The sequence below is a fragment of the Pseudofrankia saprophytica genome, from assembly GCF_000235425.2.
Lineage (GTDB): Bacteria > Actinomycetota > Actinomycetes > Frankiales > Frankiaceae > Pseudofrankia > Pseudofrankia saprophytica.
The window spans coordinates 5,296,679-5,308,923 of the sequence record NZ_KI912266.1; the positions used below are offsets into that span (position 1 = coordinate 5,296,679).

General features: G+C 70.7%; 9 protein-coding genes. 4 read left to right on the forward strand and 5 right to left on the reverse strand.

Annotation, left to right across the window (positions count from 1 at the left end; translation table 11 throughout):
- Positions 1-90: 90 nt before the first annotated feature.
- Both FRCN3DRAFT_RS0222245 and FRCN3DRAFT_RS0222250 read right to left on the reverse strand, forming a co-directional pair.
- Positions 91-1,137: a Rieske 2Fe-2S domain-containing protein gene (locus tag FRCN3DRAFT_RS0222245; RefSeq protein ID WP_007509111.1), complete on the reverse strand. Its 1,047-nt coding sequence runs from the start codon at positions 1,135-1,137 to the stop codon at positions 91-93.
- Positions 1,138-1,440: 303 nt separating this feature from the next.
- The gene (locus tag FRCN3DRAFT_RS0222250) at positions 1,441-3,204 is read right to left on the reverse strand and encodes an HNH endonuclease signature motif containing protein (protein ID WP_007509109.1); all 1,764 of its coding nucleotides are present in this window, start codon (positions 3,202-3,204) and stop codon (positions 1,441-1,443) included.
- A gap of 1,150 nt (positions 3,205-4,354) precedes the next feature.
- Between FRCN3DRAFT_RS0222250 and FRCN3DRAFT_RS0222260 the strand changes: the two genes are divergently transcribed.
- Entirely contained in the window at positions 4,355-4,921 is a 567-nt protein-coding gene (locus FRCN3DRAFT_RS0222260) for a DUF3800 domain-containing protein (protein ID WP_007509107.1), read from the forward strand.
- Positions 4,922-5,326: 405 nt separating this feature from the next.
- Positions 5,327-6,400: a TIGR03857 family LLM class F420-dependent oxidoreductase gene (locus FRCN3DRAFT_RS0222265; protein WP_007509105.1), complete on the forward strand. Its 1,074-nt coding sequence runs from the start codon at positions 5,327-5,329 to the stop codon at positions 6,398-6,400.
- 26 nt (positions 6,401-6,426) lie between these two features.
- Here FRCN3DRAFT_RS0222265 and FRCN3DRAFT_RS0222270 read toward each other — a convergent pair whose 3' ends face one another.
- The 3 genes from FRCN3DRAFT_RS0222270 to FRCN3DRAFT_RS0222280 all read right to left on the reverse strand — a co-directional run bounded on the left by FRCN3DRAFT_RS0222270 (position 6,427) and on the right by FRCN3DRAFT_RS0222280 (position 9,430).
- A complete protein-coding gene (locus FRCN3DRAFT_RS0222270; protein ID WP_007509103.1) occupies positions 6,427-7,389 on the reverse strand; it encodes a hypothetical protein in 963 nt (320 codons plus the stop codon).
- Positions 7,382-8,512: a phosphotransferase family protein gene (locus tag FRCN3DRAFT_RS0222275; protein ID WP_007509101.1), complete on the reverse strand. Its 1,131-nt coding sequence runs from the start codon at positions 8,510-8,512 to the stop codon at positions 7,382-7,384. Before FRCN3DRAFT_RS0222275 ends, FRCN3DRAFT_RS0222270 begins: the two co-directional genes overlap by 8 nt.
- Positions 8,513-8,647: 135 nt before the next feature.
- Positions 8,648-9,430, reverse strand: a complete 783-nt coding sequence (locus FRCN3DRAFT_RS0222280; protein WP_035925088.1) for a hotdog domain-containing protein — start codon at positions 9,428-9,430, stop codon at positions 8,648-8,650.
- A gap of 216 nt (positions 9,431-9,646) precedes the next feature.
- Here FRCN3DRAFT_RS0222280 and FRCN3DRAFT_RS0222285 point away from each other — a divergent pair, with 216 nt between their 5' ends.
- Both FRCN3DRAFT_RS0222285 and FRCN3DRAFT_RS0222290 read left to right on the forward strand, forming a co-directional pair.
- A complete protein-coding gene (locus tag FRCN3DRAFT_RS0222285) occupies positions 9,647-10,717 on the forward strand; it encodes an NAD(P)H-dependent amine dehydrogenase family protein (RefSeq protein ID WP_007509097.1) in 1,071 nt (356 codons plus the stop codon).
- Complete coding sequence (locus FRCN3DRAFT_RS0222290; RefSeq protein WP_007509095.1) at positions 10,717-12,177, forward strand: aldehyde dehydrogenase family protein; 1,461 nt, start codon at positions 10,717-10,719, stop codon at positions 12,175-12,177. The genes FRCN3DRAFT_RS0222285 and FRCN3DRAFT_RS0222290 overlap by 1 nt, the downstream gene beginning before the upstream one ends.
- The last annotated feature ends 68 nt before the right edge of the window (positions 12,178-12,245 follow it).

The following is a 12,245-nucleotide window of genomic DNA, read 5'->3' on the forward strand; positions in this document are numbered from 1 at the left end:
TCCCGGTTGGTAAGACCCACGATCGATCTGTGTCAGCAGGCACAGGCGTTGGCACAGGTCAGGCTCGCGTCATGGCGTGCTTCTTGCGGGTCATGACGGTACCCAACGGCCGGTGACCAGGTCGGTCCACAGGCGACGAATCGCCAGGCTGTTACGGTCGGCGCGCGCGTGGGCGTTCAGGTGCCGCGCGAGCGGGAACGGCGTCGGCAGCAGCTCGAGCAGCGCTCGGTCCTCGGTCTCGACGGCGATGTCGAAGGCCAGGATGTCGGCGGCCGGACGGTCCTGTTCGGTGTCCGTGCGCAGGACGATCTGTACCAGTCGACACCGTTCGTCGTCGACCGGGGTGATCGCTTTGATCATCAGGTGCCGCAGACCGTCCGGATAGGCGATATGGATACGCGCGAAGAACGGCGCGTAGAGGTCGGAGACGGTGGTGCGGGTCGTCGCCCCGGTCTCACCGGGGCGGGACTCGACACTGACCTGACCACACGAGCGCAGGCCGTAAGGCTCGCGGGTGACCGTCGTATCGGCCAACTCGGCGCGGTCCGGGTTTCCGAACGTGTTCCGGTGCACGAACGCGATATGTGCCGGATCGAAGTTGTTCTCCAGCAGGTGCGGCGCGGTGCACGCAAAATCGAACTCGTACTCCGGCACTACCCGCCACGCGGGGTCGTCGTACTCCGGCAACGGCGGGATGTCCACGATCGGATCGTCGGCCAGGCACACCCACACCATCCCGTAGCGCTCTCGCGTCGCGACCATGGTCAGACCGCTCTTCGTCGGGTGTGGCGCGTCGGGGAACTGCGGAATGCGCCTCGTCCGTCCGGCGCCGTCCCATTCCCAGCCGTGGTAGGGACAGACCAGGTGACAGTTCGCGATCCAGCCCCGTGAGAGCGGTGCGTCCCGGTGCGCGCACCGGTCCAGCGCGGCGCTGGCTGGGGCGTCCGCGGAGGGCCGCCACAGCACAAGAGGGGTGCCCAGCACCGTCAACGCCACCGGCTCGTCGCCCAGGCTGCGGGCCAGACAGGCGGCGTACCAGAACCTACGAAAGACCGGATGTTCCGAGATCACCAAATGATCGGGCCGATCTACCCGCTCCTGGCGCTCGTCGCCGAACTTCTGTGGGGCGGTCCTCATCTCGGGACTGTCCTCCGAGGGCCGCGTGGAGGCGGTGACCACCGCCGGCTACCCACGAGGCCGCGCCCTCAGTACACACACCAGGCATAGCCGGCCGGTTTCGGTGACGTTGCGACCTGACCTGCCTCGCGGCGTCGCTCAACTGCCCATCACACCTCGCGCTGTACACCTCGCCGCTTCGCTGCAGTTGGCCGTTCGCTGCGGTCAATGGCCGAGCCCACAATCGAGGCCATTGGCCAGCCCCGGGCACCGTGGCAGCGGGCTGGTGCTCGGCCGGCCGAGGACGACCCGACGTCACCCGGCCTACCGCGCGCCCGATGGCTGGAGATGTTGCAGGAGGACGTAGAGCGAGTCGTCCCAGCTGAGGCGGCCGCCGCCATGGGTGTGGATCGCGTCGTCGTCGACGTGTCGGGTGGCGGCGATCAGCTGCTCGACCGGATCGGAATCCCCGCCGGAGTGGCGCCGCCGATCTGGCAGATCCGCGCGCTGGTCGAGACGGGGCGCCGGGACGATCTCGAAGCCGTCCGGCAGCGTCGCCACGATCCTGCCGTCGTCGCGGCGGCGCAGCGCGATGCCTTCGTCGTGGATCAGTCGGTGATGCCGGGAACACAGCAGTGTCAGGTTCTCCAGGTCCGTCGCACCCGCGTCCGCCGCCCAGGTACGCAGGTGATGGGCCTGCAGCCATCGAGTGTGGCTACAACCCGGGTACTGGCAGATCCCCTGGTCCCGGGCGTAGACCGCCTCCCGGAGCCGCTGGGTCGGCAGCCGACGCCGTCGCCCGAGTGCCAACGGGTTGGCCGCGTCGTCCTGGACGAGCGCGCGCACGAGCACGTCGCACCCGAGCCGGGACAGCACCGCCCGAGGCAGGCCGATGCCAGGGCCGGCGTCACACCGCAGCAGCCCGCGCGCCAGCCGGCTGACCGGATCGTTTCCGATCACCGCCGCAAACCCGCCAGCCGCCGCGATCCCGTCGTCCGACGTGGACCGCTCGTCCAACGCGAATTCGTTCCCCGTCGCGGACTGGTCGTCCGGCGCGGACCGATTCCCTGTCGTGGACCGGTCCGCCGTCGCAATCCTGCTACTCGCCACCGCGCTCTCCACCACCTTTCCACGCGCGGACCGCTCCCCCGCTGACAGCCCGCTGCCGCAGTCCCGGCCCGCTCCGTCGGCGGTCGGCGGCGAGGCCCCGCCCTCACCTCCGTCTCCCCGCCCAGCGGCGAGCCGTTCACCGGCCACCAGTTGACCGACCAGCAGGGTCTCCGCGTCAACATGCACCGTCAGCGTGTGCGCTGGGTCCATCAGCGCGGGCACAGGCCGGCACAGGAATCCCTCCGCGAGCGAGACCAGGGCGTCAGCGTCAGCGCGGCGATCACGCGGCGCGGCCACTATCTCGCCGTCCACCGACACAGGCCCGGGCTCGCCGTCGACCGGTGGTGGCGTGACGTCGTCCAGGGCCGCCCGGGCCGCGTCGATGGCCACCGACAGCCGGGCGCCCTCCTCCGCCGTCAGGACCGCCGACAGCCGGAACAGGCCGTCCGAGCCCGTCCGCCACGAAACCTTCCGCGCCGCCGACTGCTCCGACGGGTCCGCGGTCAGCTGGTGAAATCGGGACACGAGCCGCTCCAGCTGCCCGGCCGTGCAGTGCAGCGCATGAGCCAGCCACGACGGCTCCGACGCCGGCTCGGCCACCCGCGCCACCGCCCGTACCTTCGAGTACGACAGCCGCCCGGCCGCGAACGCCGCCCGCACCGCCGGCAGCCCCTCCAGTGCCCGGGCCACGGCCACGTGCTCCTGCGCCGTGCGGACCGAGATGCCACAGCGCCACGACAGCCACTGCGCGCACGTCGACATCCCGAGCCCCGACCACCCCTGACGTCGGTCGAACGCCGCGAGTACCCGCAACATCTGGCACGTCGCCGCCGCGATTCGCCCCGCCCACCCACAGATCTCCGCCTCCAGCTCGGGCAGCGGAGCCGTCTCCACCTCCAGCCCGGCCGAGCCGGATCCCACCATGCTGATCTTCTCCGCGCCGCTGATCTTCTCAGCGTCGAACTTCTCGTCGGACATCGCCACCACCGAGGTCAAGGAGTGCCAGGCCCAGTAACGGGCCGTCGATGCCGCCCGTCGATGCCACGACGATCGCACGCCGGTCCGACAGTTTTTCCAGGTCAGGGACCCGCCCGTACCTCCGACGGCCGGCCCCAGCCTGGGCCGCCGCCAGTCACGTCCATGGCGTGAGCCACGAGCCGTGCCGAAGACGCGTTCCGCGGCGTGCACCGGCCGGCCGCCGCCCGGCGGCTCGACGGCACGATGCCCGGCCGCCCGGCAGCGGCTCGGCGGCACGACGGACGACGGCCAGGCAGCGGCTCGACGGCCCGCCAGCGGCTCGACGGCCCGGAGGCGGCTCGACGGCTCAGCGAGCAGGCGAGCATGCGAGCATGCGAGCCAACCTCGCCGTGCGCCGCGGGCAGTCAGCGCACCCGCCGCGCGCCGCGCGTCATCAGGTCCCCGGCGAACCAGCAGGACGGAACATGCCGCATGGACAACCGTGCTCCGACCGGTGGATCTTCGCGTTCCGCGGCGCGCACCGATCTCCACCGGTCGCGGCAGGATGCCCCTAGGGACGCGCCTGGATCGCTTTCTGGGCTAGCGATCTTTGGTCGCTGGGAGGTCTTCACATCCGTGTCACGTTTCTGCAGGTGAGTGTGGCCCTTCGCGGCGGACGCCTTGATGCGGACGCTTTGATGTTGCGCAGCGCACAGCCCAGCTCACCGGCCAGGTCGACTTCTGTCACCTCAGAGCCGTGTTCGCTGGCACGCCGAGCCCGGCGCTGGCTGTGCTCGCCGCGGTGCGGGCCCTGTGAGTCTTGGCCCCGAATGACTCGGGCCCGCGGACCGACTGGCGGGAAGTTCTGGCTATGATCTACCGCAAGCACCTGCGCCACGGGGGGCGGATTCGTCCGCATACACGCGCGGGAGTCACGTCGTCATCCTGACGTTGGGTTGCCGGCCCCGGTTTCCGGCAGGCCCGCCTCTACGTAGAGGCACGTCCGGATAGGCGTGGCTGGCTCGACGGTGGACGCTGCTCAACAGCGCTTCGTCATATCCGGGGGACGAGGCGCGGGTGTGGAGCACCGTCGTGTTGTCCGTCGACCCCATCGGGGTCTGGATCCCGTCCTTCATGCCGTGCGCGGCGACCGCGGCGCGGCGGTGATCCGATGTTCCACGCCTACTTGGACGAGTCCGGCTCCGATCAGGCTCGCGATCCCCACACCTACCTGCTGGCTGCGGCAATCTGCGAGCCCGCCAAGCTCGATCAGCTCCGCTCCACCATGCGCGACCTGCTGCTTCCCGGACAGGTCAAGGTTCACTGGCGCGCGGAGCAGGAGAAGCGCCGTCGCCAGATCATGGAAACCGTCGCGTCGATCGCTCTTGAGCACATCGTCGTCATCCGCGACGGCAGAGAAGGCGAGCGCAGCGAACGCCGGCGCCGCCACTGCCTGGAACGCATGCTCTTTGAACTCGACCAGCTCGGGGTCGAGCAGGTCGTGGTCGAGTCGCGCGGCCGCAAGGACGATCAGCGTGACCGCGGGATGCTCGACATTTTGCGAACCCAGAAGGTAGTCCGGGGCCAGCTGCGCATGGACCACAGGCCCGGCCCAGAGGAAGCCCTCCTCTGGATCGCCGACGCGATCTGCGGAGCTGTGACACGCGACCGCACAGGGGATCCGCAGTTCCTCGAAACGGTCTCATCCCGACTGACGGTCATCTCCATCGAATGCTGACCGATCTACGCAGCGCGAAGCCCCGGGCCCTGTCGTCCGGCAGGAAGTCCCGGGGCTCACTTCCATCCCCACCGCGATGGGAACGGCACCAGTCCGATCGTGCGGATCCTCGACACCGAAGTCAACCTGTCGACGCGAGTAGTTACTGGACTGCCCGGTGTGTCCGGAGCCTCCGCCCACACCGGTGCCGGTTCAATAGGCCTGTATCGACAGCTACGTCCCACTCGACGCCCCAGGCTGCCCAGCGCGACCGGTCTCGGCGCAGGAGGCCGCCTGACGCCGGCCGACGAGCAGGTCAGCTTGGAGCTCGCTGGACCGGCGGAGGCCGCTTGCGCGGGTGGCTGTTGCCTGGTGAGATCCCTTTAGATCTTTGGTGCCGGCTTGACGTCCTTCTGGGAGCAAACCATGAACACCGCCACGGCGAATGGCGCGAGCGACACCGGCCGGGTGCACGAGGAGCTTGCCTGTTACCTGCTGGCCGGGCAGCCGAAGTCGTCGCATGACATCGTCGTCGAGGCCGCCGAGGCCGAACGGCTCGGCCTCGGCACCGCCTACATCTCGGAGCGGTTCAACAAGAAGGAAGCCGCGGCCCTGTCCGGCGCGGCGGGCGCCGTCACCGAACGCATCACCATCGCCACCGGGGCCACGAACCACAACACCCGCCACCCCATGGTGACCGCCGGCTACGCCCGCACGATGCAGAGCCTCACCGGCGGTCGCTTCGTCCTCGGGCTCGGCCGTGGGGTCCCGCGGATGCAGGACATCTACGGCATCCCCCGGGTGACGACCGCGCAGCTCGAGGACTTCACCAACCTCATGCGCCGGCTCTTCCGTGGCGAGGTCATCATCGGCCACGACGGTCCGGCCGGCTCCTGGCCGGTGCTCCACCTCGACGCGACGCTCGACGAGCACCTGCCGATGGGCATCGTGGCGTTCGGGCCGAACACGCTCGAGCTGGGCGGGCGGGTCTTCGACCAGGTCGTGCTGCACACCTTCTTCACCGACGAGACCACGGCGCGCGCCGTCGCGACGGTGAAGCGCGCCGCCGAGGAGGCCGGGCGCGACCCCGACTCCGTCAAGGTCTGGTCCTGCTTCGCCACGGTCGGCGAACACGTCCCCGCCGACCAGCGGCTCATGAAGCTCGTCGGCCGTCTCGGCACCTACCTCGAGGGGTACGGCGACCTGCTCGTACGCACCAACGGCTGGGACCCCAAGGTGCTCGAGCGGTACCGGGCCGACCCGATCATCGCCGGCATCCGCGGCCTCGACGTGACCGGCACCCCCGAGCAGCTCCAACACGCCGCCACACTCATCCCCGCCGAATGGCTCGAACCAGCCGCCACCGGCACCCCGGCCCAGTGCGTCGCCGCCGTCCGCAACCAGCTCGCCCTCGGCTGCGACGGCGTCATCATGCACGGCGCCACCCCCGCCGAGCTCGCCCCGATCGTCGCCGAATACGAGAAGACCGCCCAGCCATAGCCAGATGACCAGCCGACCAGACGAACTCAGGGGGATTCGTAGCGGCTGGCCTCGAACCAGCCGCGGCACGGACCGTCCCACCCGGGCACCCTGGCCCGCACGAGGGTGCGCCAGTACGGCCACTGCTCCGGTTCCTGGCAGGTGTGGGCCATGTCGAAGGAGACGCTCGGCATGATCGGTTCGAGCTCCACCTCGATCGGGGCGCCGTCGGCGTCCTCGAAGCGCAGCGTTCCAGGGGTGATCGTCCGCGTCTTGTCGTCGTACCCGACGGTCCCGCCGACCCAGCGCAGCCGGCGCGGCTCGGCGGAGCCGTCGCGCAGGTATCCGGAGCCGCGGCCGTACCTGGGCGAGCCGACGAAGTAGAGCTGGCGGTCGCCGCCCTGCAGGTCACCGATCGCGAACGGCAGCCGCCACTCGCGCGGCCCCCACGACCGGTCCCGGTGCGCGCCGGCGCGCACCGGGCGAGCGTCGCCGCCGACGGCGACGGTCCCGAACGCCCGGAGAGACTGCTCGAAGCGGTCGGCCGGATACGACGGCCGCGGCGTGTCGGTGCCCGGTGCCGCGCCGACGCGCTCGCTCGTGGCCGCGCAGGTCAGGTCGATCGAGACGGGCACCTGGGCGCCCGCGTCGGCGCCGGACCGGGTGAGCAACGTTCCGGCGAAGGTGAAGCGCGCGCCGGCCAGCGGCAGCTCCGGGCGCCAGCCGAACCGAAGGGCCCACCTGTCGTAGGAATGCCCGGCGGCAAGGTCGAAATCGGCGAGCACGAGCCGGGACTCCTCGACGCCGAGCCACGCGTCGTCGACGTGGACGAAGCACCAGAGCATCGCCCGGCGCTGGTTCGGCAGGAGCCCGACGCGGAAGAAACCGGCTGGCCCGCCGTCCAGGTCGATCCAGGAGAAGTACCAGGACTCGTTCCACGACCAGTCGTCCGGGTCGGACGGATGCACGTTCTCGTCGTCGGCGGTGAACCTCGCGGATGACTCAGGCATGGGTCGCCCTTTCCACGCACGCCTCCCAGCGGGCGACCAGCGGGTTGGCCGATTCGATTCCCTCGTCCGCCAGACCCCACTGGATCATCGCCCGGGTGGCCGTGACGCAGAGGATCGTCACGCCGAAGGCCGTCCAGTAGGCCGGGTCGTCGACGGCCCGGCCGGTCGCGCGGCTCCACCGGTCCCAGGTCTCGGCGGCGGACGGAAGCCCGTCGAGCGGTTGTTGCGCGCCTGACCGGTGCAGGTCGTCGAAGAAGATGCTGTAGGCGACGTCGGCGGCGGGATTGCCGACGTAGGCCACCTCGAAGTCGACCAGCGCCCGTGCCTCGTTCCCGTCGATGAGGCAGTTGGCGATCCGGGCGTCGCCCATGCAGACCGCCGGCGCGTCGTCGGCGCCCGGTGGGACGTGGTCCCGCAGCCAGTCCAGCGCGCTGAGCTGCCTGGGCACCGAGGACGCCGGTGCGGCGTCCAGCAGCGCTGCCCGCCAGTAGTCGAGGACGTCGAGCACGCCGCGCGGGCCGTGACTCGCGTCGGGAACCTGGCGCGCGTCGACCGCGTGCAGGGCGGCGAGCGCGTCGTGGAAGGAGTCCCAGATCGCCCGCCGGGCATCCGGGTCGACGGTCCGCAGCCAGGCGTCCTCGTGCGGGCCCGCCATCGACGAGTCGGCCAGCCCGCGTCCCGCCACGCGCTCCATGACGAAGCATCGCCGGCCGGTGGCGGTGCCGGTGTCGACGGCGAGCACGTCCGGGACCGGCCCGCCCAACCCCCGGATGGCGGCGAGGATCCGCGCCTCGCGGCAGGCGTCCCGCCGGTACACGACGCTCGGCTCCCCGGGAGCCTTGAGGATCATCGGCCGGACGCCGTCGCCGCCGATGACGGCGTCGACGCGCCACACCCCGCTGGAGTGGCCGCCGGGCAGCTTGCTGACCACCGCCGACGACACCGCGGGGTCCAGGCTCTCGCTCAGCCAGGCCGCGATACGCCGCGCGTCGACGCCGTCGACGCCGTCGGGGTCGGGGTCGGTCGCGCGCTGTGCGTCGACGCTGACGGTGTCGATCGGTGCGCCTGGGTCGTCGCCGGCGGGTAAGCCGGGTTCGTCGTCCGGTACCGGGTCGGGGCTCACGTCCGAGCCCGTTCGATGTCCATGCGGCCTCCTCGCGCGACGGCTCCTGCGCTGCTCGCAGAGGTTAGGCCATACGTCTATATGTCTTCAATGCCCGCGCGGCATCTGCGCCCGCGCGGCAGCCGCGCCCTGGGGCTATGGCCGGGCGGGACGCAGCCGGGGCGCGGCCGCCAGACGGGCGGTCGCCAGGGCGCTGAGCCTGCCGACGCCGGCGTCGGTCAGGCGCACCAGGCAGGTGTCGCCGTGGCGCTCGGCCGTCGCCCGGGCCGGGCCGACCGCGAACGGCCTCAGGTAGCGCAGCGTCAGGGACTCCAGGAACACCGGGGTGTCGGACAGCGAGGCCGCGGCCTCCTCGGCGGCCAGCGCGACCAGGCCGCCCTGGATCCCGCCGGACGCGTTGAGCCCGTCCAGCTTCCGGGGGACCTCCGCCGTCCCGGGGTTCTCGACCACGGACCCGGCCCGCTCGGCGAACGGCATCGACAGCCGGCCGGCCTCCTGCCGAAGCGGCGGCCGGAAGTCGGGGGGAAAGACGTGGCTCGGATCCGGTGAGGCGATGAACGACACCAGCGCAAGCGCGGCCGGCGCGGCGGACCCCTCCACGTGGAACCTGGCCTCGGTCACCATGACGGTCCGGCCCAGTTTGACCATGCTGGCCTCGATCGTGACCGTGTCCCCCTCGACGGGTGGCTCGAACACCTGGACCTCGAGATCGAGCGTGAGCGGAATGCGCGGCGCGATCGCGGAGATGCAGAGCGTTCCGGTGATCACGTCGGCCCAGGTGGCCAGGACCGAGGTCCGCGGCACGACGCTCCCCGGCACGCAGATCTCCGGAACGACCGCGGCGCGTCCCACCGCCAGCGGGCCGTCGATCGCGACGGAGAGACCGAGCTCGACGACGATGTGGCTGGCCGGTGTCACGGCGACATCCTTTCTGGGCTCCACCGGGCCGGTCCGCACAGCCCTGAGCATGATACATCTATATATTTAACGGAGCGAGGAGGCTGGGGACGCAGACGCCCGGAGGCCGGGAAACCTGCGCGATACATCTAGATGACTTGCCTCTCACGAGGTAGAACCTTCACCAGGACGCCCAGCGCTGTGTCCAGCTTGTCGCGTCCGGAGCGGAGATGCGCGATGACCTATCGGGTTGTGCAGTGGACCACCGGCAACGTCGGCCGACAGTCGGTCGAGGCCATACTCACCCATCCTGACCTGGAGTTAGTCGGCTGCTACGCGTGGTCGCCCGACAAGGTCGGCAAGGACGTCGGGGAGCTGTGCGGCACGGCCCCCGCGGGGGTGGCCGCGACGAACGACGTCGACGCGCTGCTCGCGCTCAAGCCCGACTGCGTCGTCTACAACCCCATGTGGCTCGACGTCGACGAGATGGTGCGCATCCTCGAGTCAGGCGCGAACATCGTCAGCACGGCGGGGTTCATCACCGGCCACTCCCTCGGCGCGGGCCGTGGCCGCCTCCAGGAGGCCTGTGCCCAGGGCCAGTCCTCCGTCTTCGGCTCCGGCATCAACCCGGGCCTGGCGAACCTGATCGCGATGGTCTCCGCCGCCGGCTGCGACCGCGTCGACAAGATCGTGGTCAGCGAGACGGCCGACGCCACCGGCTACGACTCCCCCGCCACCGAGCTGCCGGTCGGGTTCGCCCGCCCCATCGACGACCCGAACCTGCTGGCGATGACCACCAAGGGCACCGGGGTGTTCGAGGACGCCGTCCGGCTGCTCGGCGCGGCCCTCGGCGTCGAGTTCGACGAGGTGGTCTGCGAGGCGGAGTACGCGAAGACCACCGAGGATCTCGACCTCGGCTCCTGGAAGATCGACGCCGGCTGCGTCGCGGGGATCGCCGGCAGCTGGCAGGGCAAGGTGGCCGGGCGGACCATCGTCGACCTGCGCTTCCGGTGGCGCAAGGGCCAGTCCCTGGAGCCCGACTGGAAGATGGACACCGGCTATCTCATCGAGGTCCACGGCCGCCCGACGATCCGGACGAAGGTCGAAATTCTGCCGCCCCCCGACTTCCAGGGAACCACCTTCGCGGATTTCATGGTTCTGGGCATGGTCATGACGGCCATGCCGGCGGTGCACGCCATCCCCGCCGTAGTCGCCGCGCCGCCCGGAATCGTGACCTACGCCGACCTGCCACTCCCACTGCCCAGGAAAGTCGTCTCCCGATCCGCGCCAGCCCTTACGGAGAACTGATGTCCGAGCAGCGAATGTTAATCAACGGCAAGCTCGTCGACGCCGAGGGCGGCCGGGTCTTCGACAACGTCAACCCGGCGACCGAGGAGGTCCTCGGGGTCACCGCCGACGGGTCGCGCGCCGACATGGAACGTGCGGTCGCCGCGGCCCGGGCCGCGTTCGACCAGTCGGACTGGGCGCGCGACCACGCCGGCCGCAAGAAGGCGATCCTGCAGCTGCAGGCGGCGATCGAGGCCGAGGTGGAGGAGTTTCGGTCCGAGCTGGTCGCCGAGGTCGGCTGCCCGGTGATCACGACCTACGGGCCGCAGCTCGACGCGCCGCTGCGGGAGGCGCTGCGCTGGCCCGCCGAGCAGATCGAGTCGTTCCCGTGGACGCGGACACTCGAGGCGAAGGACGCCTTCGGAATGGGCTACCTCTCAGCCCGGGAGGTGTGGAAGGAGCCCGTCGGGGTCGTCGGCGTGGTCACCCCGTGGAACTTCCCGCTCGAGATCGCGCTCAACAAGCTCGGCCCGATCCTCGCCATGGGCAACACCTGCGTGCTCAAGCCGGCGCCGGACACCCCCTGGAACACCACCCGGCTCGGCCGGCTCATCGCCGAGCACACCGACATCCCGCCGGGCGTCGTCAACATCGTCCCCTCGTCCGACCACCTCGTCGGCGAGGTCATCTCCACCTCTCCCCTGGTCGACATGGTCGCCTTCACCGGCTCGACCGTCACCGGCCGGCGCATCATGGCGGCGGCGGCCGCCACCGTGAAGCCGACGTTCCTCGAGCTCGGCGGCAAGTCCGTCAACCTGTTCCTCGACGACGCCGACTTCGCCCAGGCCATCCCCAGCGCCGCCATGGTCTGCATGCACGCCGGCCAGGGCTGCGCGATGCCGACCCGGCTGCTCGTGCCGAACTCCCGCTACGACGAGGCCATCGAGCTGGCTACCGCCGCCTTCGAGGGCGTCAAGTACGGCGACCCGACCGACCCGTCGGTGCTGCAGGGCCCGCAGGTCTCCCGCCGCCAGCAGGAGCGGGTGCTCGGCTACATCGAGTCCGGCCGCGCCGAGGGCGCCCGGCTGGTGCTCGGCGGCGGCGTGCCCAAGGACCTCGACCGCGGCTACTTCGTCGAGCCGACGCTGTTCGCCGACGTCACCCCCGGCATGACGATCGCCCAGGAGGAGATCTTCGGCCCGGTGCTCGTCATCATCGGCTTCGAGGACGACGACGACGCGGTCCGCATCGCCAACGACTCCGTCTACGGCCTGTCCGGGGTGATCACGTCGGCCGACCTCGACCGGGCCAAGGGCCTGGCGCGCCGGATCCGCACCGGGACGCTCGGCCTCAACGGCGGCCTCTGGTACGGCGCCGACGCCCCGTTCGGCGGCTACAAGCAGTCCGGCATCGGCCGCCAGTGCGGCCTCGAAGGCCTGGAGATCTTCACCGAGACCAAGACGGTCAGCTGGCCCGCCTGACCCAAGCCGAACCGTGTCGGATGGGCAGGCCTATAGTTCCCTGAGTCTCAGCACTCACAATGATATGA

Excerpts from the sequence above, each read along its gene's own strand:
- FRCN3DRAFT_RS0222260 (WP_007509107.1), top strand. The coding sequence starts at position 4,355 with ATGTTCCACGCCTACTTGGACGAGTCCGGCTCCGATCAGGCTCGCGAT.
- FRCN3DRAFT_RS0222285 (WP_007509097.1), top strand. The coding sequence starts at position 9,647 with ATGACCTATCGGGTTGTGCAGTGGACCACCGGCAACGTCGGCCGACAG.
- FRCN3DRAFT_RS0222250 (WP_007509109.1), bottom strand. The coding sequence starts at position 3,204 with ATGTCCGACGAGAAGTTCGACGCTGAGAAGATCAGCGGCGCGGAGAAG.
- FRCN3DRAFT_RS0222245 (WP_007509111.1), bottom strand. The coding sequence starts at position 1,137 with ATGAGGACCGCCCCACAGAAGTTCGGCGACGAGCGCCAGGAGCGGGTA.
- FRCN3DRAFT_RS0222265 (WP_007509105.1), top strand. The coding sequence starts at position 5,327 with ATGAACACCGCCACGGCGAATGGCGCGAGCGACACCGGCCGGGTGCAC.
- FRCN3DRAFT_RS0222270 (WP_007509103.1), bottom strand. The coding sequence starts at position 7,389 with ATGCCTGAGTCATCCGCGAGGTTCACCGCCGACGACGAGAACGTGCAT.
- FRCN3DRAFT_RS0222290 (WP_007509095.1), top strand. The coding sequence starts at position 10,717 with ATGTCCGAGCAGCGAATGTTAATCAACGGCAAGCTCGTCGACGCCGAG.